This window comes from Amycolatopsis sp. CA-161197 (genome assembly GCF_050942255.1).
In the GTDB taxonomy this organism is placed as follows: domain Bacteria; phylum Actinomycetota; class Actinomycetes; order Mycobacteriales; family Pseudonocardiaceae; genus Amycolatopsis.
Genome location: NZ_CP192059.1, coordinates 945,326 through 967,474, shown reverse-complemented (window position 1 = coordinate 967,474; position 22,149 = coordinate 945,326). Strand labels below are relative to the sequence as shown.

At 68.8% G+C, this 22,149-nt stretch carries 27 protein-coding genes; 13 read left to right on the top strand and 14 right to left on the bottom strand.

What is annotated here, in order from left to right; genetic code table 11:
* Window positions 1–8: 8 nt before the first annotated feature.
* The 3 genes from sdhA (at window position 9) to ACQPXB_RS04800 (ending at window position 3,632) form a co-directional block, all read left to right on the top strand.
* Window positions 9–1,763 carry a succinate dehydrogenase flavoprotein subunit gene (gene sdhA, locus ACQPXB_RS04810; RefSeq protein WP_366575576.1) on the top strand — a complete coding sequence of 585 codons (1,755 nt, stop codon included), beginning with the start codon at window positions 9–11 and terminating at the stop codon, window positions 1,761–1,763.
* Complete coding sequence (locus ACQPXB_RS04805; protein WP_366575578.1) at window positions 1,763–2,533, top strand: succinate dehydrogenase iron-sulfur subunit; 771 nt, start codon at window positions 1,763–1,765, stop codon at window positions 2,531–2,533. Before sdhA ends, ACQPXB_RS04805 begins: the two co-directional genes overlap by 1 nt.
* A 112-nt stretch (window positions 2,534–2,645) precedes the next feature.
* A complete protein-coding gene (locus tag ACQPXB_RS04800) occupies window positions 2,646–3,632 on the top strand; it encodes a hypothetical protein (protein WP_366575580.1) in 987 nt (328 codons plus the stop codon).
* Window positions 3,633–3,860: 228 nt separating this feature from the next.
* Here ACQPXB_RS04800 and ACQPXB_RS04795 read toward each other — a convergent pair whose 3' ends face one another.
* A complete protein-coding gene (locus ACQPXB_RS04795) occupies window positions 3,861–4,115 on the bottom strand; it encodes an SCO4848 family membrane protein (RefSeq protein WP_366575582.1) in 255 nt (84 codons plus the stop codon).
* 43 nt (window positions 4,116–4,158) lie between these two features.
* Here ACQPXB_RS04795 and ACQPXB_RS04790 point away from each other — a divergent pair, with 43 nt between their 5' ends.
* Window positions 4,159–5,382, top strand: coding sequence for a D-alanyl-D-alanine carboxypeptidase family protein (locus ACQPXB_RS04790; RefSeq protein WP_366575583.1), 1,224 nt, complete (start codon window positions 4,159–4,161; stop codon window positions 5,380–5,382).
* Window positions 5,383–5,389: 7 nt separating this feature from the next.
* Here ACQPXB_RS04790 and yhjD read toward each other — a convergent pair whose 3' ends face one another.
* The 5 genes from yhjD to ACQPXB_RS04765 form a co-directional block, all read right to left on the bottom strand.
* Window positions 5,390–6,403, bottom strand: coding sequence for an inner membrane protein YhjD (gene yhjD, locus ACQPXB_RS04785; protein ID WP_432849702.1), 1,014 nt, complete (start codon window positions 6,401–6,403; stop codon window positions 5,390–5,392).
* Window positions 6,404–6,458: 55 nt separating this feature from the next.
* Window positions 6,459–6,866, bottom strand: a complete 408-nt coding sequence (locus tag ACQPXB_RS04780; protein ID WP_432849700.1) for a hypothetical protein — start codon at window positions 6,864–6,866, stop codon at window positions 6,459–6,461.
* A gap of 104 nt (window positions 6,867–6,970) precedes the next feature.
* Entirely contained in the window at window positions 6,971–8,224 is a 1,254-nt protein-coding gene (locus tag ACQPXB_RS04775) for a hypothetical protein (RefSeq protein WP_432849698.1), read from the bottom strand.
* Between the two features lie 23 nt (window positions 8,225–8,247).
* A complete protein-coding gene (gene trpS, locus ACQPXB_RS04770) occupies window positions 8,248–9,270 on the bottom strand; it encodes a tryptophan--tRNA ligase (RefSeq protein WP_366575589.1) in 1,023 nt (340 codons plus the stop codon).
* Window positions 9,271–9,352: 82 nt separating this feature from the next.
* Complete coding sequence (locus ACQPXB_RS04765; protein ID WP_432849695.1) at window positions 9,353–9,688, bottom strand: hypothetical protein; 336 nt, start codon at window positions 9,686–9,688, stop codon at window positions 9,353–9,355.
* A gap of 450 nt (window positions 9,689–10,138) precedes the next feature.
* On the opposite strand from ACQPXB_RS04765, the gene ACQPXB_RS04760 reads away from it, so the two are divergent.
* On the top strand, window positions 10,139–10,858 hold the full coding sequence (locus ACQPXB_RS04760) for a chitinase (RefSeq protein ID WP_432849693.1): 720 nt from the start codon (window positions 10,139–10,141) through the stop codon (window positions 10,856–10,858).
* A 111-nt stretch (window positions 10,859–10,969) separates the two neighbouring features.
* Here the strand turns inward: ACQPXB_RS04760 and ACQPXB_RS04755 are convergent, their stop codons facing one another.
* Entirely contained in the window at window positions 10,970–11,785 is an 816-nt protein-coding gene (locus ACQPXB_RS04755) for an exodeoxyribonuclease III (RefSeq protein WP_432849691.1), read from the bottom strand.
* A 41-nt stretch (window positions 11,786–11,826) separates the two neighbouring features.
* Between ACQPXB_RS04755 and ACQPXB_RS04750 the strand changes: the two genes are divergently transcribed.
* The 3 genes from ACQPXB_RS04750 (at window position 11,827) to ACQPXB_RS04740 (ending at window position 13,852) form a co-directional block, all read left to right on the top strand.
* A complete protein-coding gene (locus ACQPXB_RS04750; protein WP_432849689.1) occupies window positions 11,827–12,567 on the top strand; it encodes an MBL fold metallo-hydrolase in 741 nt (246 codons plus the stop codon).
* A gap of 42 nt (window positions 12,568–12,609) precedes the next feature.
* Window positions 12,610–13,179, top strand: coding sequence for a TetR/AcrR family transcriptional regulator (locus tag ACQPXB_RS04745; RefSeq protein ID WP_432849687.1), 570 nt, complete (start codon window positions 12,610–12,612; stop codon window positions 13,177–13,179).
* Between the two features lie 115 nt (window positions 13,180–13,294).
* Window positions 13,295–13,852 (top strand): permease, encoded by a 558-nt coding sequence (locus ACQPXB_RS04740; protein WP_366575599.1) that lies wholly within the window; start codon window positions 13,295–13,297, stop codon window positions 13,850–13,852.
* Between the two features lie 19 nt (window positions 13,853–13,871).
* On the opposite strand, the gene ACQPXB_RS04735 is transcribed toward ACQPXB_RS04740, so the two are convergent.
* Both ACQPXB_RS04735 and ACQPXB_RS04730 read right to left on the bottom strand, forming a co-directional pair.
* Complete coding sequence (locus ACQPXB_RS04735; protein WP_366575601.1) at window positions 13,872–14,186, bottom strand: SH3 domain-containing protein; 315 nt, start codon at window positions 14,184–14,186, stop codon at window positions 13,872–13,874.
* A gap of 236 nt (window positions 14,187–14,422) precedes the next feature.
* On the bottom strand, window positions 14,423–15,646 hold the full coding sequence (locus tag ACQPXB_RS04730) for an NADP-dependent isocitrate dehydrogenase (RefSeq protein ID WP_366575603.1): 1,224 nt from the start codon (window positions 15,644–15,646) through the stop codon (window positions 14,423–14,425).
* A gap of 231 nt (window positions 15,647–15,877) precedes the next feature.
* Here ACQPXB_RS04730 and ACQPXB_RS04725 point away from each other — a divergent pair, with 231 nt between their 5' ends.
* Genes ACQPXB_RS04725 through ACQPXB_RS04715 form a run of 3 tightly spaced genes read left to right on the top strand, consistent with a single transcriptional unit; the run spans window position 15,878 to window position 17,394 of the window.
* Entirely contained in the window at window positions 15,878–16,366 is a 489-nt protein-coding gene (locus ACQPXB_RS04725) for a hypothetical protein (RefSeq protein WP_432849684.1), read from the top strand.
* A gap of 32 nt (window positions 16,367–16,398) precedes the next feature.
* On the top strand, window positions 16,399–16,761 hold the full coding sequence (locus ACQPXB_RS04720; RefSeq protein WP_366575607.1) for a DUF2203 domain-containing protein: 363 nt from the start codon (window positions 16,399–16,401) through the stop codon (window positions 16,759–16,761).
* 33 nt (window positions 16,762–16,794) lie between these two features.
* Window positions 16,795–17,394: a class I SAM-dependent methyltransferase gene (locus tag ACQPXB_RS04715; protein WP_432849681.1), complete on the top strand. Its 600-nt coding sequence runs from the start codon at window positions 16,795–16,797 to the stop codon at window positions 17,392–17,394.
* A 244-nt stretch (window positions 17,395–17,638) separates the two neighbouring features.
* Here ACQPXB_RS04715 and ACQPXB_RS04710 read toward each other — a convergent pair whose 3' ends face one another.
* The 4 genes from ACQPXB_RS04710 to ACQPXB_RS04695 all read right to left on the bottom strand — a co-directional run bounded on the left by ACQPXB_RS04710 (window position 17,639) and on the right by ACQPXB_RS04695 (window position 20,078).
* On the bottom strand, window positions 17,639–18,163 hold the full coding sequence (locus ACQPXB_RS04710; protein WP_432849679.1) for a hypothetical protein: 525 nt from the start codon (window positions 18,161–18,163) through the stop codon (window positions 17,639–17,641).
* A 142-nt stretch (window positions 18,164–18,305) separates the two neighbouring features.
* Window positions 18,306–18,884 carry an HhH-GPD-type base excision DNA repair protein gene (locus ACQPXB_RS04705; protein WP_432849677.1) on the bottom strand — a complete coding sequence of 193 codons (579 nt, stop codon included), beginning with the start codon at window positions 18,882–18,884 and terminating at the stop codon, window positions 18,306–18,308.
* Window positions 18,874–19,452 carry a hypothetical protein gene (locus ACQPXB_RS04700; RefSeq protein ID WP_432849675.1) on the bottom strand — a complete coding sequence of 193 codons (579 nt, stop codon included), beginning with the start codon at window positions 19,450–19,452 and terminating at the stop codon, window positions 18,874–18,876. The genes ACQPXB_RS04705 and ACQPXB_RS04700 overlap by 11 nt, the downstream gene beginning before the upstream one ends.
* Window positions 19,434–20,078 carry a spermidine synthase gene (locus tag ACQPXB_RS04695; RefSeq protein WP_432849673.1) on the bottom strand — a complete coding sequence of 215 codons (645 nt, stop codon included), beginning with the start codon at window positions 20,076–20,078 and terminating at the stop codon, window positions 19,434–19,436. Before ACQPXB_RS04695 ends, ACQPXB_RS04700 begins: the two co-directional genes overlap by 19 nt.
* Before the next feature lie 74 nt (window positions 20,079–20,152).
* Here ACQPXB_RS04695 and ACQPXB_RS04690 point away from each other — a divergent pair, with 74 nt between their 5' ends.
* The gene (locus ACQPXB_RS04690) at window positions 20,153–20,335 is read left to right on the top strand and encodes a DUF1918 domain-containing protein (protein ID WP_432849671.1); all 183 of its coding nucleotides are present in this window, start codon (window positions 20,153–20,155) and stop codon (window positions 20,333–20,335) included.
* On the opposite strand, the gene ACQPXB_RS04685 is transcribed toward ACQPXB_RS04690, so the two are convergent.
* On the bottom strand, window positions 20,332–21,531 hold the full coding sequence (locus ACQPXB_RS04685) for an MFS transporter (RefSeq protein ID WP_432849669.1): 1,200 nt from the start codon (window positions 21,529–21,531) through the stop codon (window positions 20,332–20,334). The genes ACQPXB_RS04690 and ACQPXB_RS04685 overlap by 4 nt on opposite strands.
* A 108-nt stretch (window positions 21,532–21,639) precedes the next feature.
* Here ACQPXB_RS04685 and ACQPXB_RS04680 point away from each other — a divergent pair, with 108 nt between their 5' ends.
* Window positions 21,640–21,963, top strand: coding sequence for an ArsR/SmtB family transcription factor (locus ACQPXB_RS04680; RefSeq protein WP_366575619.1), 324 nt, complete (start codon window positions 21,640–21,642; stop codon window positions 21,961–21,963).
* Window positions 21,964–22,149: the final 186 nt, after the last annotated feature.

Sequence of the window (22,149 nt, the reverse complement as noted above, 5' to 3'; positions counted from 1 at the left end):
CAATCCCTATGCAGTTCCACAAGTACGACGTGGTGATCGTCGGCGCCGGCGGCGCCGGCATGCGCGCGGCCATCGAGGCCGGCCAGCGCGCCCGCACCGCGGTCCTCACGAAGCTGTACCCGACGCGGTCCCACACCGGCGCCGCCCAGGGCGGCATGTGCGCCGCGCTGGCGAACGTCGAAGAGGACAACTGGGAGTGGCACACCTTCGACACCGTCAAGGGCGGCGACTACCTCGTCGACCAGGACGCCGCGGAGATCATGGCCAAGGAGGCCATCGACGCGGTCCTCGACCTCGAGAAGATGGGCCTGCCGTTCAACCGCACGCCCGAGGGCAAGATCGACCAGCGCCGCTTCGGTGGCCACACCCGTGACCACGGCAAGGCGGCCGTGCGCCGCGCCTGCTACGCCGCGGACCGCACCGGCCACATGATCCTGCAGACGCTGTACCAAAACTGCGTCAAGTACGGCACGGAGTTCTTCAACGAGTTCTACGTGCTCGACCTCGTGACCAGCGAGGACGAGAACGGCAACCCGATCGCGTCGGGCGTCGTGGCCTACGAGCTGGCCACCGGCGAGCTGCACGTGTTCCAGGCCAAGTCCATCGTGTTCGCCACCGGCGGCGCGGGCAAGATCTTCAAGACGACGTCGAACGCGCACACCCTCACCGGTGACGGCCTCGGCATCATCTTCCGCAAGGGCCTGCCGCTGGAGGACATGGAGTTCTTCCAGTTCCACCCGACCGGCCTCGCGGGCCTGGGCATCCTGATCTCCGAAGCCGTCCGCGGCGAGGGCGGGATCCTGCGCAACGCCGACGGCGAGCGGTTCATGGAGCGCTACGCCCCCACCATCAAGGACCTCGCGCCGCGCGACATCGTCGCCCGCTCGATGGTCCAGGAGGTGCTGCAGGGCCGCGGCATGGGCCCGAACAAGGACTACGTGGTCCTCGACGTGACGCACCTGCCGGTGGAGGTCCTCGAGACCAAGCTGCCGGACATCACCGAGTTCTCGCGCACCTACCTCGGCGTCGACCCGGTGAAGGAACCCGTGCCGGTGTTCCCGACCTGCCACTACGTGATGGGCGGCATCCCGACCAACATCCACGGCGAAGCGCTGCGGGACAACGAGAACGTGATCCCGGGCCTGTACGCGGCCGGCGAGGTCGCGTGCGTGTCGGTGCACGGCTCGAACCGCCTGGGCACCAACTCGCTGCTCGACATCAACGTGTTCGGCCGCCGCGCCGGCATCGCGGCCGCGGAGTACGCGCTGGCACACGAGCACGTCGAGCTGCCGGAGCTTCCGACCAAGCTCGTCGAGGACCAGATCGCCGGCCTGCTGTCGGAGCACGGTGACGAGCGCGTCGCCGACATCCGCAAGGAAATGCAGCAGACGATGGACTCGCACGCCTCGGTGTACCGCACCGAGGACACGCTCAAGCAGGCGCTGACCGACATCCAGGCGCTGAAGGAGCGGTACACGCGGATCACCGTGTCGGACAAGGGCAAGCGGTACAACACCGACCTGCTCGAAGCCGTCGAGCTGGGCTTCCTGCTGGAGCTGGCCGAGGTCCTGATCGTGGGCGCCCTGGCGCGCAAGGAGTCGCGCGGCGGCCACGCCCGCGAGGACTACCCGAACCGCGACGACACGAACTTCATGCGCCACACCATGGCGTACAAGCAGGGTGAGGGCCTCTCGGCCGACATCCGCCTCGACTACAAGCCGGTGACCTTCACGCGTTACGAGCCGATGGAGCGGAAGTACTGATGACTGCGGCAACCACCGAAGAAGCACCCGCGGCCTCGCAGGACCACACGCCGATCACGGTCACGCTGAAGATCCTGCGCTTCAACCCCGAGGTCGACACCGAGCCGCACTGGGAGTCCTACGACGTCCCGGCGCAGCGCACCGACCGGCTGCTGAACCTGCTGTTCTACGTCAAGGACTACATCGACGGCACGTTCTCGTTCCGCCGGTCGTGCGCCCACGGCGTGTGCGGCTCGGACGCCATGCAGATCAACGGCATCAACCGGCTGGCCTGCAAGGTGCTCATGAAGGACCTGCTGGAGACCGGCGGCAAGAAGACCACCATCACCATCGCCCCGATCAAGGGCCTGACGACGTTGAAGGACCTCTACGTCGACATGGACCCGTTCTTCGAGGCCTACCGGTCGGTCAAGCCGTACCTGATCAACTACGGCCACGAGCCCTCCCGCGAGCGCATCCAGTCGCAGGCCGACCGCGACCGCTTCGACGACACCACCAAGTGCATCCTCTGCGCCTGCTGCACGTCGTCCTGCCCGGTCTACTGGAACGACGGCTCGTACTTCGGCCCCGCCGCCATCGTCAACGCGCACCGCTTCATCTTCGACTCCCGCGACGACGCGGCCGAGGAGCGCCTCGACATCCTGAACGACTCCGAGGGCGTCTGGCGCTGCCGCACGACCTTCAACTGCACGGACGCTTGTCCGCGCGGGATTCAGGTGACCAAGGCGATTCAGGAAGTGAAGAGGGCGCTGCTGTTCAAGCGCGTCTGAGAATTTCGTTGCGGGGAGGCCCTCGCCCGGTTCGCCGGGTGGGGGCCTTTTCGTTGCCGATTCGCAGCCAAGACAGACAAAACTCCCCTGTTCGGCGCTAACGCGACCCTGCGTGACTGAGCTATTCTTACCCGTTACCGATGACTCGGACGGTCGTGCGACGGGGAACGAACAGATGAGTGCTGGTACGGAACTGCGGAAGGTGCTTTCCCAACACCTGACACCGTTCATCGCAGATCTCGAAGAACTCGTGTTCCGACATGGCTACTTGCGGGTGTTCGCGGCGACGGTCGCCATGCTCGGCAGCGTGGGCCTGATCGGCGAGGTGGTCGGCATGGAGTGGCTGCGCACGACGTTCGCCAGCATCGCCGGCGGGTTGTTCGTGATCGCCAGCGCGATCTCCTTCGCCGGCACCCACAAGCTCCGCAACCAGGTGCAGCACAGCGAGGAGCTGCTGCACAGGTACGCCGACGCGCTCGCCATGCGCACGCGCAAGCCCATCGCCGTGCAGGAGTGGATGCAGGAAGTGACCATTGAGGACAATGGCGACGCGTTCTGCCGCCGGGTGCTCGTGCTCCACGAGGCGAACGACAACATCCCGCGTTATCTGTCCGTGAACCTCGTCTACTACGGCACCACGCCGATGACCGAGCGCGACCGCCGGTTGGTGCAGTGCAAGGCTTTCCACGCCGGCACCGAAGACATCGACCAGAAGACCCGCGCCAACGCGACTTCGATCTGGTCCACGTCCGCGAACGGGAAACCGAAACTGGACATCTACATCCATCTCGGCACGATCGTTCAGGAAGGCGACGTGGTCACCGTGGAATGGACGTGGCCGAAGTACTCGGTGGACCTGATGTCGGGCACCGAGCCCGAATCGTTCGACGTGATGTTCCGCAAGGAAATCAGCAAGTTCGAGCACCGGGTGATCTTCCGCAACGTCAAACGCGACTCCGCCTTCGTCGTGCGAAACCAGGGCGCGCAAGGGCTACGGCGGCTCCGGCAGGGCAAGGACGTGATCGTGGAGTTCTCCGCGGCGAACCCGAAAATGTCTCAGTACATGGGATTCATCGCCGACTATTCACCGGATTCGTGACGGTCATAAAAAAACCCGGAGTGCGGACTCCGGGTTTTTCGGGTGCGCGATCGGAACACCGATCAGTTGCCACCCGTTTCGGAACCGCCGGACATACGAATTCCATTCGGATAGTGCGAGCCTACGCTGGAGTGGCTCGCGAGAGCGCTGACCCTACTCCATTTGCGCCCCGCTGTCATACCGGCGGACGGCCGTATCCGGCGACCGCCGAGCCACCCTGCCCCTTGATCAGGAGTCGGCCGGGGAACGTTCCTTCGATCGGGTGGACCGCAGCGCTCGCCAGCCCAGGATCCCGATGATCGTCCCCAGCACGAACGACACCACCGTCAGCACCGCGTGCACGATGAAGTACGCCGTGGGGGACCCATCGGCTGACCAGGACTGGGAGCTGGCCCAGAGGTTCTTGGCGAAGGTGATCCAGATGATCCAGGACCACACGCCGAACAACAGCAGGAAGACCGCAGTACCTCGTGAAATGCGCATGCCCCTGAGTATGCAACCGGGCTCTCGACGCTAGATTGCGTGGGTGCACAGCGTTTTCTCCCGGTCGCTCCCGGTCCTCGTCGCGGTGGTGGCCCTTGGGCTGTTCGGCGCAGGAAGTCCCACCGCGGCGGTAGCCCAGGCTCAACCCTGTCAGGACCAGGCCGCACCGCCGGCGCCGGTGGACACCTCCGAGAAGCCGGCGCCCGGGCAGACGGTGCCGCCACCGTTGCCGGTGCCCGCGGAGCCCGTCGGCGGGCTGCGCATGGGCGGCTGCGGGATGATCCTGCCCGACGGCGCGCTCAACCCGCCGGACGGCAACACCGCCGCTTCGTGGGTGGTGCAGGACCTCGACACCGGCGACGTCATCGCGGCGAAGAACCCGCACGCGCGGGAGCGGCCGGCGTCGCTGATCAAGACGTTGCTCGCGCTGGTCGTGACCAGTGAGATGAAGCCCGACCAGATCGTGGTGCCCACGAAGGAGGACGCCGAGCAGGAGTGCACCTGCGTCGGCATCGTCGCCGGGGCGTCCTACACGGTCGACCAGTTGCTGCACGGCCTGCTGATGCACTCGGGCAACGACGTCGCCCACGCGTTCGCGACCGCGCTCGGCGGGGTCGACGTCACGACCACGAAGATGAACCTGCTGGCCAAGCGCATCGGCGCCATGGACACGCGCGCGGCGACGCCGTCGGGGCTCGACGGGCCCGGGATGTCCACCTCGGCCTACGACCTGAGCCTGATCTTCCACTACGCGATGAAGCAGCAGGAGATCGCGCAGGCCGTGGCCACGCAGTCGTACACGATTCCGCCGGCGGGCGGCAAACCCGCCATTCCGGTCTACAACGACAACAAGCTCCTCGGCGTCTACCCCGGCTTCCTCGGCGGCAAAACGGGCTTCACCGACGACGCCCGCCACACCTACGTCGGTGCCGCGGAGAAGGACGGCCGCCGCCTCGCCGTGGTGATGATGCGTGCGGAGCAACGGCCCACGAAGGTCGTCGACCAGGCGGGCAAGCTGCTCGACTACGGCTTCGCCCTCGAAGCCGACCACGCCGAGCCCGTCGGGCGCATCGCGTACGAAGCCCTGGTGGCCACGGCGCCGCCCGCTCCCCCGGCCAACGTCGCGGCCGGCGCCGCTTCGTCGGCCGCCCAGGCGAAGGAAGACCCGTTCGGCACCACGGGCTGGATCCTCACGCTGGTGGTCGCCCTGATCATCGTCGGCGGGTTCGTGATCGGCCACCAGCGCAAGAAGCAGGCCCGGCAGTAGCGCGAGCCTAGTCCCGCCTTCGACCCATCCAGCCGAGCAGCGCGCCCACGCTGAACACGCCCGCGGCCGTGCCCAGTCCGAACCCGCGGTGGACGGTCACGCTCGGCTCCAGCAGCACGGGCGCCGGCGGCCGCACGACCTTGCGCTGGTTCTCCTTCGCGGTCGCCGTCCACGCGGTGACCATGAGAAGGAACCGCGACACGAGGTTCGCGAACACGAGCAGACCGATGATCGGCCCGAAGATCGCCGCCGCCGGGGACTTCGTCACGCTCTCCAGGTAGATCGACGCCACCTGCTGCAGGATGACGAACCCGATCGCGGCGACGATCGCGCCCTTCACCGCGCTGCGCATCGCCACGTGCTCACGCGGCAGCCGCGCGATGACCCACATGAACACGAGCGTGTTGGCCGCCAGGCCGAGGATGATCGTGGCCACGCGCAGCACCCACACCGCCCACGTCTGGTGTTCCAAGCCGACGAGCTCGAGCAGGTACTGCCCCACCCCGCCGCCCGCCGCCGTCACCGCGAACGACACGATCAGCGCCACGCCGAGCCCGACGAGCGAAAGCAGGTCCTTGATCGTCGTCGACACGATCGGCTGTGGTTTCTTCTCCTGCCCCCACTGCGCCGTGAGCGCGTCGCGCAGGTTCGACATCCAGCCGATGCCGGAATAGAGCGCCAGCAGCAGACCGAAGATCCCGATGCCGCTGCCGGACTTGATCGCCGCGTCGACGATCGTGTTCACGAGGTCCTGCAATGCCGGGGGCACGGAATTCTTGATGCCGTTGGTGATCTGGTCGATCACCGCCTGGTCGCCGCCCACGACGATGCCCACGATCGCGAACGCGACCATGAAGATCGGGAATACCGCCAGCACGCTGAAATAGGTGATGGCGGCGGCGTAGTGGTTGCCGTAGTGCTCGCCGAAGGATTCGTTGGCTCGGATCAGGTGATCCAGCCACGGGTACTTCCGCCGCAGCCGAGGCAGCAGCTTTTCCTGGTCACCAGTCTTTGTCGCCACCGTAAAACGCTAACCACGGTGAGTGAGAGCCGCAACGCGAGCGGGTACCCGAGGGTCAGTCCAGAGCGGCGAGCACCGCTCGGTAGGCGGCGTCGACGTGACCGGCTGACGTCGTGATGACCCGCGCCCGCGGCCGGTCGGCGAGGAGGGATTCGAGGCGGTCGTGGAACGCGGCGACGTCGGCCGCGGTGGTGTCGTGGTGGTGCGGCCCGGGCGCGCGGGCGGAGAAGCGGTCGAGGACGTTTTCGCGGGTGTCCGTGAGCATCAGCTCGTGGAACTCGGCGCCGACGTCGTGAGCCAGTTCTTCCAGCTGCACAAGGAACTCCGGGCGTGCGAGCAGCTGCGGAACGACCACGTCGTGGCCCGCGGTCAGGTGCGCGCGGGCGGCCGCGAGGGCCAACGCGCGCGCCGCCGAGCCGGACTCTGCCGGCTGCGCGCGCCAGCCACCGACGAGCGAACGCACGCGGTCGACGTCGAGGTTCAGCGTCGGCGGATGGTCCTCGGCGAACCGCCCGCCAGCGTCGACTTGCCGATGGCGGGCGGTCCGTTGAGGACGATCAGCCGCACCTAGACCCCTTGAAAAGCCTGGGCGATCTTCTGCCCGGCCGGCACCAGCAGGGTGTTGGCTTCGGCCAGGCTGATGCCGTTGGGGTGCGCGTCGTGGTCGTCGAGGTACAGCTCGAAGGCGAAGCGGCCCTTGCGGAAGATCAGCACGCCCTCGGTTTTCACCGACATCGTGTCGGTCATGATCCGCGACTCGTCGCCGATCGCGGCCGACGGGGCCTGGCCACCGTGCGCGCCCGCGGTGTTGTCGACGTATTCCTTGGCGGCGTCGTCGGACAGGAAGCTCGTGGCCGTCAGGGACAGCGCCTTGCGGGAGAGCGGGTCGTCCTCGCCGGTGCCGCGTTCGCACTCGAGCTGCACGTAGTTGCGCTGCAGCGGGTCCTTCGGGAACACGATGTCGCCGACGGCCGTACCCGGCATCTCGGAGACCAACGGCGACACGTCGGCGCCGATGGCGGGGCTCACCACACCGGCGGTGAGCAGCGGGCACGGCTGCGCGACCGGTTTCGGGAACACCGGGCTCGAGTAGTCGACGGTGCTCGGGCCGGCCGGCGCGTTCGTCTGCTTCTCGAGGTTCTGCATCACGCGCTTGGCGATGTCCTGCAGCTTGCCGGCGCTGCCGTTGCCCTTGAGGTCGAAGTCGAAGCTGGCGATGGTGTCGCCGAGGATCACGGTCGCCTGGCCCGACGCGTCGGGCCCGGGAACCGGACGGCGCTTCGAATAGAGGTGCACCGGGCCGAGCGTGATGCCGGCCGGAGCGCCGTCGAACGCGGCGGCCGCCTCGGCCGTGTCGGGCACGTAGGCGGGCTGAGACACCGCGACCGCCAGGGTTTCCTGCAGCGTGCCGTCCTTCGATTCGAGGGCGTAGGTGCACTTGTTGAGCGCCTCGCCGTCGGCCTTCGAGTAGGACGGGAACGAGTTCTTGAGCGGACCGGTGCCGTCGCCCACCAGGTAGACGCGCTCGAAGTTGACGATGTTCGGGTCCGGCCGCGAGCCGACCCGGATGCCGAAGTCCTTCAGGTCGTTCAGCGACAACAGGTTGCAGGCCTCGATCACCGGTTTCCCGCCGACCTGCGCGACCCGTGGGTCCGCCGTTTCCTTCAGCGGCGCGGCGTCCGGGTAGCCGGAACCTTCGTAGCCGGGCCGCTGGATGGTCTGGCCGTCCGAGACCGCCATCGCCTTCTGGCTGTCCGGAGTGGACTCACCGCACCCGGCGAGCAGCACGACGGCAGCCAAAATGGACAGGTGTTTCTTCACTTTTGCCCCCCGGCAAGTGATTTTCAGCGAGCAGCGGGCAAGAAGCCCAACCGCTCGTATACGGTGGCGAGCGTCGGCGCTGCCACCTCCCGGGCGCGTTGCGCCCCTCGCGCGAGCACCTTGTCGAGCTCGGCGACGTCGTCCAAATAGGACTGGACCTTGGTCTGCAGCGGCGTGACCCACTCGACGAGCACCTCGGCGAGGTCCTTCTTGAGGTCGCCGTAGCCCTTGCCCTCGTACGCCGCTTCGAGGTCGGCGATCGAGCGCTCGGTGAGCGCCGAGTAGATGCTCAGCAGGTTGGAGACGCCGGCCTTGTTCTCCGCGTCGAACTTGACCTCGCGGCCGGTGTCGGTCACGGCGGAGCGGATCTTCTTGGCCGAACGCTTGGGGTCTTCGAGCAGTTCGACGAGACCGTTGGCCGCGGACGCCGACTTGCTCATCTTCGCCGTCGGGTCCTGCAGGTCGTAGATCTTCGCGGTGTCCTTGACGATGTAGGGCTCGGGCACCGTGAACGTCTTGCCGAGGCGGTTGTTGAAGCGCTGCGCGAGGTTGCGCGTGAGCTCCAGGTGCTGGCGCTGGTCCTCGCCCACCGGCACGGCGTTGGCCTGGTAGAGCAGGATGTCGGCGGCCTGCAGGATCGGGTACGTGAAGAGGCCCACACTGGCGCGGTCGGCGCCCTGTTTGGCCGACTTGTCCTTGAACTGCGTCATCCGGCTGGCCTCGCCGAAGCCGGTCTGGCACTCCAGCACCCAGCCGAGCTGCGCGTGCTCGGGCACGTGGCTCTGGACGAACAGGGCACTTCGGTCAGGGTCGACGCCGATCGCGAGCAGCTGCGCGGCCGAACGGCGCGTGCGCTCCAGCAGCACCTTCGGGTCCTGCTCCACCGTGATGGCGTGCAGGTCGACGACGCAGTAGAAGGTCTCGTGCGTGTCCTGCAGCTTCACCCACTGCCGCAGGGCGCCGAGGTAGTTGCCGAGGTGGAACGAGTCGGCCGTCGGCTGGATCCCGGAAAGCACCCGCAGGCGCCCGTTCTGTTCGTCGGACACGTCGGCGATTCTTTCAGGAGCCGGAGAGGCGGGTCACAGGGAGGTCTCCCTGAGGCGCTTCGGCGGGGGTTCCGGCGGGTTTCTAGGGGTGCTGGATCGGCGCGAGGGGCCGGGTGGGCTCCTCGGCGTCGGCGGGCTCAGGGGCGGGCAGAGCCGTGGCTGTCGCCGCGCGCGCCTTGCGCCGCTGGCGCAGCACGCCGAGGGCCATGCCGACGATGCCCAGGGCCACGGCGACCAGCCCGACCGGGCCGAGGAAGCCGAAGCCCGCCGCCGAAGGGGTCTCCGCACGGACCACGCCGTCGTCGGCGAACGCCGTGCCGCTGCCCGCGAGCAGCAGGACGGCCGGCAGCACGACGAGCGTCGCCGACCGGGCCGAGTGCAGCGTGGACCGCAACAGGAGATGACCTGGGTTGCGCACCGGAGTGCCTCCCGCGAAGTGATGTTCCTGGCGAGATCTCTCACCCGTAAGGATGAGTCATACAGTGAAAAACTACCGAGCGTGTCAAGACCTGTCGGTTCTGATCAACTCGGGCGCCGAGACTAGCGCCCGTCCGGGGAGGGCGGGTGACCACCCCCGGGCTGACGGTGTCACTGGTGGTCAGCGCTCTGCTGCCGGTTTTCCGGGCCGTCCGGGTCGCTCGAACGGCTGTCTCGAGTGTCGGCTTGGTCCGGTTCCGGTCGCACGGCGCGAGCAAAACGTGAAAAACGTTCACCCGTTTGGCGGCGCCGAACTACGGACAGCAAGTTATTCACCAACCTTGTTGGTCTGATCGCGTCTTTTTGACCTTCGGGGCCTGTTGTCGCTCTTGTGATTGGTCTATACCTCTGTGGTGTAGACCACTTCAGGGGCGAACAAAGGAGTGAGCCCATGTCTCTCCGAAGGATCCTCACCGCCGTCGGGCTGGCCGCCGCGGCCGCGATCACGGTGCTCGTGCCGGCAACCACGGCCGCGAACGCCGAACCGGCCGCGAGCTTCGTAGTCAGCGAGTCGCAGTTCAACCAGATGTTCCCGGGGCGGAACTCGTTCTACAGCTACAGTGGACTGACCGACGCCCTCGGCGCATACCCGGGCTTCGCGAACTCGGGCAGTGACACGGTGAAGAAGCAGGAAGCCGCGGCTTTCCTGGCCAACGTGAGCCACGAAACCGGTGGCCTCGTGTACATCGTGGAGCAGAACACCGCGAACTACCCGCACTACTGCGACACCAGCCAGTCGTACGGCTGCCCGGCGGGCACCGCCGCGTACTACGGGCGCGGCCCCATCCAGCTCAGCTGGAACTTCAACTACAAGGCCGCGGGCGACGCGCTCGGGATCGACCTGCTCAACAACCCGAACCTCGTGCAGAACGACTCGGCCGTCGCCTGGAAAACCGGCCTCTGGTACTGGAACACCCAGTCCGGCCCCGGCACCATGACCCCGCACGACGCCATGGTCAACGGCCGCGGCTTCGGCGAGACGATCCGCAGCATCAACGGCTCCATCGAATGCAACGGCGGCAACCCCGCCCAGGTCCAGAGCCGCATCGACGCGTACCAGAAGATCACCGGCATCCTGGGCGTCGACCCGGGTGGCAACCTCAGCTGCTGAGGCTGTTGCAGGTTGCTCGACAGAAGGGCTCCTCAGTGGCGGCTGAGGAGCCCTTCTGCTTGGCCGGTAAGGAAATCAGCCCCGGCGTCGGGGCTGATCCTCGACCGCGGGTCAGCGGGGGAAAGACACGTCGTAAGTCGCCGTGACGGGGGCGTGGTCGGACCAGCGTTCGGCGTAGGTGGCGGCGCGTTCGACGACCACGGACTGCACCGAGGCGGCCAAGGTGGGGGTGGCGAGCTGGCAGTCGATGCGCCAGCCGGAGTCGTTGTCGAAGGCCTGGCCGCGGTAGGACCACCAGGTGTAGGGGCCCGGGCCTTCGTGCAGGCGGCGCTGGACGTCGACGTAGCCGGCTTCGTCGTAGACGCGGCCGAGCCAGGCGCGTTCTTCGGGCAGGAAGCCGGAGTTCTTGTGGTTGCCCTTCCAGTTCTTCAGGTCGACGGTGTCGTAGGCGATGTTCCAGTCGCCCACCACCACGACCTCGCGGCCGGCCGCCGCGGACTTCGCGCGCAGCTCGCCGAGGTAGGGCAGGAAGGCGGCCATGAAGCGCTCCTTCTCGTCCTGGCGCTCGGTGCCGACGTCGCCGCTCGGCAGGTACAGGCTCGCCACGACGACGCCCGGCAGGTGCATCTCGAGGTAGCGCCCGCTGTCCTCGAACTCCGGCTCGCCGAAGCCGACGCGCACCTCGTCGGGCTCGACGCGGCTGTAGAGCGAGACGCCGTTGCGCCCCTTCGCGGCCGAGGGCGCGTGGGCGGCGAACCAACCCTCGGGTTCGACGACGTGCGCGGGCAGCTGCGCGGCCTCGGCCCGCACCTCCTGGCAGGCGACGACGTCGGCCTTCGTGGTGGCGAGCCACTCGACGAAGCCCTTCTTCACGGCGGCCCGCAGGCCGTTGACATTCACGGTGGAGACGGTCAGCACCCCGCGCACGCTACCCGCCGGGCGTGACAATCCTGTGCCAGACTGCGCGCATGGCGCGACTCACCGTGCTCGGCAGCTGCGGCGCCTGGCCCGAACCCGGCCGCGCGTGCGCGGGATTTCTTCTCTCACAAGGAAATCACCACGTCGTGCTCGATCTCGGGTACGGCGCGGCGAGCCGGCTCTTCACGCACGTCGCCGCGAAAGACCTCGACGCCGCCGTGATCACCCACGAGCACCTCGACCACATGGCGGACCTCACGGCGCTCAGCCGAGCCTGGCACTACACTGTCGACGGCCGGCGCCTGCCGCTGCACTGCACCCCCGGCGTGCTGCACCGCCTCGAAGCCGCCGAGCCGCGCCCGCACCCGGCGACGATCTTCGACGTCCGCCTCTTCGCGCAGCCCGAAACCGTCGGTCCCTGGCAGCTCACCTCCACACCGCTCCCCCACCACGTGCCCAGCCACGGCGTGCGACTGAGCTCGCCGCACGGCACCGTCGCGTACTCCGGCGACACCGGCCCGTCGCGGCTGCTCGTCGAGCTGGCGCGAGACGCCGACCTCCTCATCTGCGAAGCCACCCTCCAAGGCGAGCAGCCGGACGAGCCACGCCACCTGCTCACGGCCGCGGAAGCCGGGCGGACGGCGGCCGAAGCGGGCGTCCGGACCTTGCTGCTGACGCACTTCTGGCCCGGCGCCGACCGTTCCGCGTCCGCCGCGGAAGCCCGCCGTGAGTTCGACGGCGACGTGGTCGTCGCGGACGAAGGCCTGACCATCGAGGTTGACGACCGCTAGCTAACGCCATTAGCTTTTAAGCTATGACAGTTAGCCAGCCCGATGTCCCCTAGAGCCGGCCTCACGCCGGACGCCGTCGTCACCCTCGCGCTCGAGGTGGTGGACGCCGACGGCGCCGATGCGCTCAGCCTCGCCAAGGTCGCCGAGCGCGCGGGTGTCGCCACGCCCTCGCTGTACAAGCACGTCGGCGGGCTCGCCGCCCTGCGCCGGCTGGTCGACCTGCGCGTGGTCGCCGAGATGACCGAAGCGTTGCGCGGTGCCGCGACCGGCCGTTCCGGTGACGACGCGATCGAGGGTCTCGCCGACGCCTACCGTGCGTACCTGCGCAGCCATCCCCACCGCGTCGCCGCGCTGGAAACCGCGCCCGACGAGGGCGACGAGGAGCTCGCGAAAGCCACCCACGGCGTCGCCGAAGTCGCCTTCGCCGTGCTGCGCCCGTACGGCTTCGACCAGGCGAAAACCGTGCACGCGACGCGGTGCCTGCGCGCGGCCGTCCACGGCTTCGCGAGCCTCGAAGCGTCCGGCGGCTTCGGCCGGCCCGAAGACGTCGACGCCAGCTTCACGCTCCTGAAAACGATGCTCGTCCGCGGTATCACCGACTACGCCAGCTGAGGAGAACCATGTCCTTCGTCCTCGCCGTTCTGCTGTTCACCGTCGCGCTCGGGATCCCCGACGCGCGTTTCCCCTGGCACACCAACGCCAAGCCGGCCGAGAGCGAGGCAGCCAGATGATCGCCGGGCACTTCGGCCTCGCCGCTGCCGTGAAAGCCGGCCGGCCCGCCATTCCCGTGTGGACACTGATGCTGGCCACCGCGTGGCTCGACATCGTGTTCACCCCGCTCTACCTGACCGGCATCGAAACCATCGACCAGTCGGGCGGCACGGGCTACGGCGAGGGCGTGATCCACGCCGACTACACCCACTCGCTCGTCGGCGCGCTCGTGCTCTCGGCGCTGTTCGGCCTGGTCGCGGCGCGGTGGCTGGGCCGCAGCGCCGGCGTCACACTCGGCGCGGTGGCGTTTTCGCACTGGCTGCTCGACCTCGTCGTGCACCGCGCCGACCTGCCGATCCTGCCCGGCAACGCGGGCGATCTGCCGACCTTCGGCTTCGGCCTGTGGCGGCTGCCGGCGGTGTCGATGACCGTGGAGGTCCTGCTGCTCGTGGCCGGGATCGGCCTCTACTGGCGGGCCGCGGCGACGCGCGACCGGCGCAAGGCACGCACGCTGGCTCTGATCGCGGCGCTTTCCGGCGTGGTCACGGTGGCGCTGGACTTCGCGGGCGTCTAACCGCGCTGACGTGAACCACTCAGCACTTGGAACCCTCGAGCGGCTTCACGAAGCTGCTCGCCACCCACTTGTCCTTGGCGACCTCGCGGAATCCGTTCTGCTGCACCGGCATCGCGTCGAACTCGGCGCCGTTGAGGTACTTGCCGACGATCTTGCCGTTGCCGTCCGGCGTTTCGCGGGCGTTGAGGACGTCGGCGGTCACCGTGACCTTGCACCCGGTCGGGGAACCCTGGGCGTCGGCCTGGCCCTTCTGGTTCAGGACGTAGATCACGATCACGGCAACGATCACACCGATGATGATCAGGGTCTTCTTCGGTATCAACCCCAGGATCACGGCCGCTCCTCAGTCGTGAAAAAACTCGGTCGCAAGAAATTGGGCTCTACCAGGGTAGACACGGAGTAGGTCCGCCCGACAGGTCCGGCCGGGCAGACCACCCGGAGGCGCCAACAGCGTCACCCTCCGGTGACAACCGGTAGTCACGACGAAGGGGCACCTCGGAAGACTCCTCCGAGGTGCCCCTTCGCGGTGGTGGGAAAGGCAGTTCAGCCGGTGGCTGGTGCGGCCTTCGATCAGCCCTGGGCGATCTTCTTGGCCAGGTTCTCGTCGAGCGTGCCGAGGAACTCCTCGGTGGTCTGCCACGCCTGGTCCTTGCCGACCAGCAGCGCCAGGTCCTTCGTCATCTTGCCGCCTTCGACGGTGTCGATGACCACGCGCTCGAGGGTGTTCGAGAAGCCGATGAGCTCGGCGTTGCCGTCGAGCTTGCCGCGGTGCTCCAGGCCCCGGGTCCACGCGTAGATCGACGCGATCGGGTTCGTGGAGGTCGGCTTGCCCTGCTGGTGCTGGCGGTAGTGGCGCGTGACCGTGCCGTGGGCGGCCTCTGCCTCGACGGTCTTGCCGTCCGGCGTGCGCAGCACCGACGTCATGAGGCCGAGCGAGCCGAAGCCCTGGGCCACGGTGTCGGACTGCACGTCACCGTCGTAGTTCTTGGTGGCCCAGACGTAGCCACCCTCCCACTTGAGCGCCGCGGCGACCATGTCGTCGATGAGGCGGTGCTCGTAGGTGAGGCCCTTGGCGTCGAAGTCGGCCTTGTACTCCGCCTCGAAGATCTCCTGGAACACGTCCTTGAACATGCCGTCGTAGGCCTTGAGGATCGTGTTCTTGGTGGAGAGGTAGACCGGGTAGCCGCGGTCGAGGCCGTACTGCAGCGACGCGCGCGCGAAGTCCTCGATCGACTTGCGGTAGTTGTACATCCCCATGGCGACGCCGCCGCCCTCGGGGAAGTTGGTGACCTCGAACTCCATCGGCTCGGAGCCGTCGGCCGGGGTGTAGGTCATGGTGACCTTGCCGGGGCCGGGGACCTTGAAGTCGGTGGCCTTGTACTGGTCGCCGTGGGCGTGGCGGCCGATGATGATCGGCTTGGTCCAGCCCGGTACCAGGCGCGGCACGTTCTGCATGATGATCGGCTCGCGGAAGACCACGCCGCCGAGGATGTTGCGGATGGTGCCGTTGGGGCTCCGCCACATCTTCTTGAGGCCGAACTCCTCCACGCGCGCCTCGTCGGGCGTGATCGTGGCGCACTTGACGCCGACGCCGTGCTTCTTGATGGCGTTGGCGGAGTCGATGGTGATCTGGTCGTCGGTGCGGTCCCGCTCCTCGATGCCCAGGTCGTAGTAGTCCAGGTTGACGTCCAGGTACGGGTGGATCAGCTTGTCCTTGATGAACTGCCAGATGATGCGGGTCATCTCATCGCCGTCGAGCTCGACGACGGTGCCCTGGACCTTGATCTTGGCCATGAGCAGCGGTGCTCCTTCCGCGGATCTTCGCGTTACTTCTTCGACTCGTCGGTAGCGGTACAAGCGTACTGCTTGCCGGAGCTGGATGGTTCCAGAAGTGGTCGGTATCAAGTCTCCACCTCTTGCTCGCGGCTCCGACGAGCGGGCACACACCACGCGTTCGCCGGTCGCGGAACCGGGTGAGGTCGGCAACCATCCCATCGGGGAACCAGCCACTCGGGAGGTCACGCTATGTCGTACTCCGACCCGTACACCACCTTTCAACCGCCCGCCTACCAGGCACCGCCACCCAGCCGGGCGTTGGCGCGGGTGTTCAGCGGGCTGCTGGGCCTCGTGCTCACGCCTGTGGCCTTGGGCCTGCTCGCGGCCGGGGGCTACCGACAGCAGGTGATCGTGATGGAGGCCTTCGCCGCCCGCCGCGACGCGCTCGGCATCGCCTTGATGGCGGCCGGCGCGATCCTGTTACTGGGCGTCGCGGCGCTGGGCGCGTGGTCGTCCTCGGGACCGCTGCTCGGCGGGGTCGTGTGGGGCGTGCTGCCGGGCGTGATCGCGCTGGCGATGCCGGAATGGGGCCTCGACCTGCTGAACGTCCTCCCGCACGGCGGGCTTTCCTTCGGCCTGACGTCGTGGCTGTTCTCCGGCGCGCTGCTCGCCGCCGGGTTCCTGCTGGTCGGCACGGGTCTGGCGACGACGGTGGCGCGGCGGCGACCTGGGCGGTGAGGGCGTCCGGACCGCAGTGAGAACATCGTCACATGGGTCTGTTCACCGTGGCCGAGGCGCGCGCCGAGCTCTCCCGGCTGCTCCCGGTCCTCGCCGAACTCGTCCGCGTGCGCGCCGACGCGGCCGAGCTCGCCGCGTCGCTGCGCCCGGGCGGCCGCGACACCGACCTCGGCGGCCTGCCGGAGTGGAAGGCCGCACAGGCCCGCCTCGACGAGCTGATGACCACCGTCCAACGCACCGGCGCCGAGCTGAAGGGCTTCGCTCCCCTCCTGGTCGACTTCCCCGCGTCCCTCGACGGCGACGACGTCCTGCTCTGCTGGCTCGAAGGCGACCCCGAGCTGGCCTGGTACCACCGCGCCGACCTCGGCTTCGCGGGGCGCCGGCGGCTGAGCTGAAATTCGCTGGTCAGCGCCACTACGTTGGGCTTCGTGAGCTCTGTTTTCGACGAAATGGCCGCCGAGTACGACGACGATCTCTTCCACCCGCTGGTGGCGGACACTTTGATCTCTTTCTTGCCTCCCCGCCCCGGCCTGCTGCTCGACGTGGCCACCGGGACGGGCGCCGCAGCGTTCGCCGCGCTGCGGCTGTCGCCCGCTTCGGTGCTGGGCGGGGACATCTCCGAAGGCATGCTGGCCCTGGCCCGCGCGAAGGCCCCCTCGTTGGACCCGGCCGGGGTGATCTCCTGGCAAGTGGGGCCCGCCGTGCCGATGCCTTGCGCCGACGGCGCCGCCGATGCCGTCGTGTGCGCTTCTGCCCTGCACTTCCTGGGCGCCACCGCCCTGACCGACTGGGCGCGCGTCCTACGCCCGGGCGGGGTCCTGGCCTTCAGCATCTCCTCGTCGGCCCGCTTCAACCCGTGCGGCTCGATGTCTGAGGTGATGGCTCACGACCTGCGCATCCCCGGCTCGGAGACGGAGGCCGCAGCCCTGGCGACCGACGCGGGCTTCCACTCCGCGACGGCGCAGACGGTGCGAGCCGACATCGGGGGCCGGGATCGGTTGGTTTTCGCGGTACGGGCGGTCCGCTAGCCGGATCGGCGGTGGCTGATCGGCGTCGCTTCGCAATGGGGGCAGGGCCACGAGCGCCGAAGGGCTCGCGCTCTTCCGACGACCTAAGCGACGGCGGAGCGGTGCATCAGCGACCTGCGAACGCCGTGCGGCCCGCTGCGGCGCGGCGTTTGCAGGTCGCCGGGCGCCGGATCGACTGAACACCGCCCGAACCGCCGAGGTCCCGGCCGCCGAGATCGGTGGCCGGGACTGCTCGCGTCAGGCGTCAGTGGTGGAAATGGACCGCACCAGTCGTGGCGGGGCCGGTGGGGCCGGAGCAGTGCAGGGTGAAGATCGTGTCGAGGTCGGTGATGGTGCCGTCGGCGGCGCGGGAGAGCTGGGTGACGGTGAAGTCGGCGGTGGCGTCGTCCGCGGGGTCTGTGCAGGCCTGGGTGCCGTCCGCCTGGGTGCCGCGGAAGGCGGCGAAGCCCGCGGTGTCGAGTTGCGGCGCGGACTGGCCCCGGAACCGCGCGCCGGTGTAGGTGCCTTCCTGCAGTTGCCGACCGGCGGGCGCGCTGAGTTCCAGGCGGGCCCAGTCCCAGCCGCCGTCGGCGTCGACCTTCACGGCTCCGTCGTACTCCGATGCGGTCAACTGGTCCGCGCCCCACGAGTAGCTGCCCACGAACGCGTGCGCACCGGCCTCGGACGTGTAGGTGAAGGCGTCCTGCGGATCCGCCTGAGCCACCGCGACGCCCGCCGTACCGACCACAACCGCCGCAGCCGCAACGATCAGCACCCGGCTCGAAATCACGGAATTCCCCTCCCCTGACATGCTGCACCTGCAGCACCGACGAAGATCCTTCCAACGCCGGAGCCACCGGGGATAGCCGCCGTTGGGCGGACAACCGCTCAGCGGGGCATGGGATCGGCCACGCGGCCGGGTCGGTGCGGCGCTACTTCTTCGCCGCCGCCTTCTGTTCCTTCTTGAACGCGCGGACCTCCGCCAGTGTTTTGGCGTTCACCACGTCCGCGATGGAGCGGCGGGACCCGCGGTCACCGTAGGCACCGGCGGCTTCGCGCCATCCCTTCGGCTGCACGCCGTACTGCTTCCCCAGCAACGCGAGAAAAATCTTGGCCTTCTGCTCCCCGTAACCAGGCAGGGCCTTGAGCCGTTTCAACACCTCAGCGCCATCAGGCTTGGGCCGGCCCTCGGTCCAGATGGCCTCGGCGTTGCCGTCGTAGTGCTCCACGAGGAACTGGCACAGCGCCTGCACCCGACGCGCCATCGAACCGCCATACCGGTGGATGGCAGGCGGCGTCACGCACATCTCGACGAACTCCTCCGTGTCGGCCTCCGCGATGCGCCGCACGTCGAAGCCGCCCATGCGGTCGGCGATCTTGCGCGGGCCGAGGAAGGCGACCTCCATGGAGATCTGCTGGTCGAGGAGCATGCCGACGAGCAGGGCGACCGGGTCCTCGCTCAGCAGCTTGTCGGCCTCGGCGTCGCCGCTCAGGTGCACTTCACGCGTCATGCGGTCCATTTTGGCAGGTCGCAACCCAGACGCGCAGCTCCCCGAGTGGGGTGGCGCCGTAGGCCAGCGCGGAGGCCAGCTCGTCGCCGCGTTCGTAGCCGACGATCGGCAGACCCGGGAACGCGGCGGCGGCGCCGGCGACCGCGCCGGCCCAGTCGTCGCCGGTGAAGTTCCACAGGCCGACCGCGGCCGGCCCGCGGTGGGCGACGGTCGGGCCGCGGAGGTGGACGAACGAAGGGTCCGGTGACGCCGACGAGGGCCATCCCGACGACGATCGCACCGGGAAGTGCAGCCAGGTCGCCGAGAACAGCACCTCGAAGCCCGGCAGGTCGAGGGACGCGAAGCTGTCCTTCACGGAGCAGCCGGCCGAAGCGTCCACGAAGGGCAAGATGTCGGCGGCGATGGCGTCCGGCGACAAGGTCACCGCGTCGGGAAAGAGCTCCGGTGTGCGCGCGGGCGCGGTCCAGGCGTGCGGGCCGAAGGCGCCGGAAACGCCTGAGATGCGGCAGAAAACGTCGCACCAAGCCGCGTTCGCCGAGACGGCCGCGGTCAGCGGCGGGCGAACCACAGCACGTCCGGTTCTCCGCGCGGCACCGGGACCGGCACCACGCGCACGTCGGCGAAGCGCTCCCGCAACCGGTCCGTGAACGCGGGAGAAGCGCCGGCACTCCAGACCGCCAGGACGCCGCCCGGGCGCAGCAGGCGGCCCAGACCGTCCACTCCGGACTCGCCGTACAACGAGGCGTTGCCTTCCGTCACCGTCCACTCGGGACCGTTGTCGATGTCGAGGCAGAGAGCGTCGAAGGTTTCACCCGCGGAACGCAGCCACGACACCAGATCCGCCTCCACCAGCGACACCCGGTGATCCTCCAGCGCCGCACCGTGCACGTCGCGCAGCGGGCCCGTGCGGTTCCACGCGATCACCGCCGGCTCGCGCTCCACCACCACAACCGAGCCGACATGCGGGTGATCCAGCGCCGCCCGCAATGAAAAACCCACGCCCAGGCCGCCGATGAGCACGCGGGCGCCCGGTGCGAGCAGGTCGGCGGCCCCGGTCACGAGAAGCCGTTCCGATTCCCCGTTCCGGGTGTCCATCAGGAACACACCGTTCTCGATCACCTCGAGCGCCGCGCCGTCACGGCGGAGCACGAGCTCACCGCCCAACCCGTGGGCCACGTCCAGAACCTCAGCCACCGGGCCAGCTTTTCACAACTGCCCTGTACGCGGCCGCGAGGCGCTCCTACCCTGAATGGCGGAGGTGAAACCCCATGCACGCGACGGTAGGAGACGAGATCCAGGTCCACGGCCGCACGGTGGGGGCCGCCGAGCAGCGCGCCGAGATCCTCGAGGTGCGCGGCCCGGACGGCTCACCGCCGTACGTCGTGCGGTTCGCCGACGGGCACGAAGCACTGCTGTACCCCGGGCCCGACTGCGAGGTTGTCACCGACTAGCCGACGGCCACTTCTTCCCGGGCCGCCACGCGACGAGTGCGGCGGGTCTCCCAGAAGAACACCATCACCGCGATCGCGACGGCGCTGAGCACCGCGGCGATCTCCGGCAGCACCGTCGGCCCGGCCGACGTCAGCACCGCGCCGCCGACGATGCCGGAGAGCCCGACGCCGAGGTAGATCGCCGACGCGTTGAGCGAGAGGGCCAGACCGGCGTGCCCGGGTGACAGCTCGATGAGCCGGTGCTGCATCGGCGGGTTGATCGCCCACGTGATCGTGCCCCACACGAAGAACGTCACGCCCGCGCCGGCCACGGTCACCGACGTGAACGGCAGCAGCGCCAGCACGACGGTCATCGCGCCCAGCACCAGGAGCACCGGCACGCGTGCGCCCCACCGGTCGGCTGCGCGGCCGCCGAGGTAGTTGCCCAGGGCGCCGCCGATGCCGTAGCAGAACAACAGCACCGTGACGGTGCCACCGGTGACGCCGGCCGTCGCGGCGAGCAGCGGCGACGAGAGCGTGTAGACCATGAACGCGCCGAGGCACGCGAGCACCGTCGTGACGAGCAGCGCGACCACGCGCTTGTCGCGCGCCACCGCGAAACGCTCGGCCAGCCGCACCGCGGGCGGCGGTGCGACCCGCGGCAGCACGACTCGCACCGCGACCGCGCCGGCCAGCGACAGCACACCGACGAGCAGGAACGCGGCCTGGTAGTCCCACTGCTGGGAGACCAGGCTGCCCAGCGGCACCCCGAAGATCAACGCGACCGTGAGCCCGCCGAACACCATCGCGACCGCGCGGCCGCGGCGCTCCGGCGTGGTCAGCTCCGCGGCCACGGCACTGGCAGCCGGGGTGAAGACGGCGGCGCCGACGGCCGTGACAACCCGCGCGAGAAGCAGCGTCGTGTACCCCGGCGCGACGGCGGCGAACAGGTTGCCGAGACCGGTGACGACGAGCGCGGCCACCAGGAGCGTCCGGCGCTCCCAGCGCCCGGTGACGGCGGCGAACAGCGGCGAGCCGATCGCGTACGCGATGGCGAACGACGTGACGAGCTGCGCGGCAGCGGTGGCCGACACGTGCAGCTCCGAGACGAGCGACGGCAGCAGCCCGGCGACGATGTAGCCGCTGGTGCCGACCCCGAAGGCCCCGAACGCCAGCACGGCGTTCCGCGAGCTCCCGGTGGTGGAGACGCTGGACATGGTGGTGCCCCCAAGAGGTGAACGGGATTGGTTCGACGAACGTCGTAGTTCGATGACGACCGTACACCGCGGGCCTGACAATTTCGAGGAACGTCGTACTATGGACGCATGCCCGCCACCGCGCACCTGACTCCGCTCGTCCACCCCGAGCGCGACGAGATGACCGTCGAGGCCGTGCTGCGCGCCCTCGCCGACCCGGTGCGCCTGGCGATCGTGCGCCAGCTGGCCCGGACCGAGGCCGAGGTGTCGTGCGGCGGGCTCGAGGTGCCGGTGACCAAGTCCACACTCACGCACCACCTCGGCATCCTGCGCGCCGCGGGCGTGATCGCCGGCCGGCAGGAAGGCACGACGCGGTTCAACTCCTTGCGCCGCAACGATCTTGACGAGCTGGCCCCGGGCCTTCTCGACGGAGTGCTCGCCGCGCGCCGCTGACGGTCGCGCTACGTGAAGAGCCTCACCCGGATACCGGGATGACAAACCCCCACCCCATCGGTTGAACTGGGTTGCAGACAGCACGACGGCGTCGGGGCCGCACACGGCTGTCTTGTTTTTTGCCCTTCGTCTAAAGCGCTTCAGAACGGGGCCTCCCCGGGCTGAGTAATCGATTTCTCAAGGAAG

Bases quoted from the DNA above. Each gene is read 5' to 3' on its own strand.
- ACQPXB_RS04685 (WP_432849669.1), bottom strand. From the start codon at position 21,531: ATGTCCAGCGTCTCCACCACCGGGAGCTCGCGGAACGCCGTGCTGGCG.
- ACQPXB_RS04720 (WP_366575607.1), top strand. From the start codon at position 16,399: ATGGGTCTGTTCACCGTGGCCGAGGCGCGCGCCGAGCTCTCCCGGCTG.
- ACQPXB_RS04705 (WP_432849677.1), bottom strand. From the start codon at position 18,884: ATGACGCGTGAAGTGCACCTGAGCGGCGACGCCGAGGCCGACAAGCTG.
- sdhA (WP_366575576.1), top strand. From the start codon at position 9: ATGCAGTTCCACAAGTACGACGTGGTGATCGTCGGCGCCGGCGGCGCC.
- ACQPXB_RS04690 (WP_432849671.1), top strand. From the start codon at position 20,153: ATGCACGCGACGGTAGGAGACGAGATCCAGGTCCACGGCCGCACGGTG.
- ACQPXB_RS04795 (WP_366575582.1), bottom strand. From the start codon at position 4,115: ATGCGCATTTCACGAGGTACTGCGGTCTTCCTGCTGTTGTTCGGCGTG.
- ACQPXB_RS04725 (WP_432849684.1), top strand. From the start codon at position 15,878: ATGTCGTACTCCGACCCGTACACCACCTTTCAACCGCCCGCCTACCAG.
- ACQPXB_RS04740 (WP_366575599.1), top strand. From the start codon at position 13,295: ATGATCGCCGGGCACTTCGGCCTCGCCGCTGCCGTGAAAGCCGGCCGG.
- ACQPXB_RS04730 (WP_366575603.1), bottom strand. From the start codon at position 15,646: ATGGCCAAGATCAAGGTCCAGGGCACCGTCGTCGAGCTCGACGGCGAT.
- ACQPXB_RS04760 (WP_432849693.1), top strand. From the start codon at position 10,139: ATGTCTCTCCGAAGGATCCTCACCGCCGTCGGGCTGGCCGCCGCGGCC.
- ACQPXB_RS04680 (WP_366575619.1), top strand. From the start codon at position 21,640: ATGCCCGCCACCGCGCACCTGACTCCGCTCGTCCACCCCGAGCGCGAC.
- ACQPXB_RS04745 (WP_432849687.1), top strand. From the start codon at position 12,610: ATGTCCCCTAGAGCCGGCCTCACGCCGGACGCCGTCGTCACCCTCGCG.
- ACQPXB_RS04805 (WP_366575578.1), top strand. From the start codon at position 1,763: ATGACTGCGGCAACCACCGAAGAAGCACCCGCGGCCTCGCAGGACCAC.
- ACQPXB_RS04750 (WP_432849689.1), top strand. From the start codon at position 11,827: ATGGCGCGACTCACCGTGCTCGGCAGCTGCGGCGCCTGGCCCGAACCC.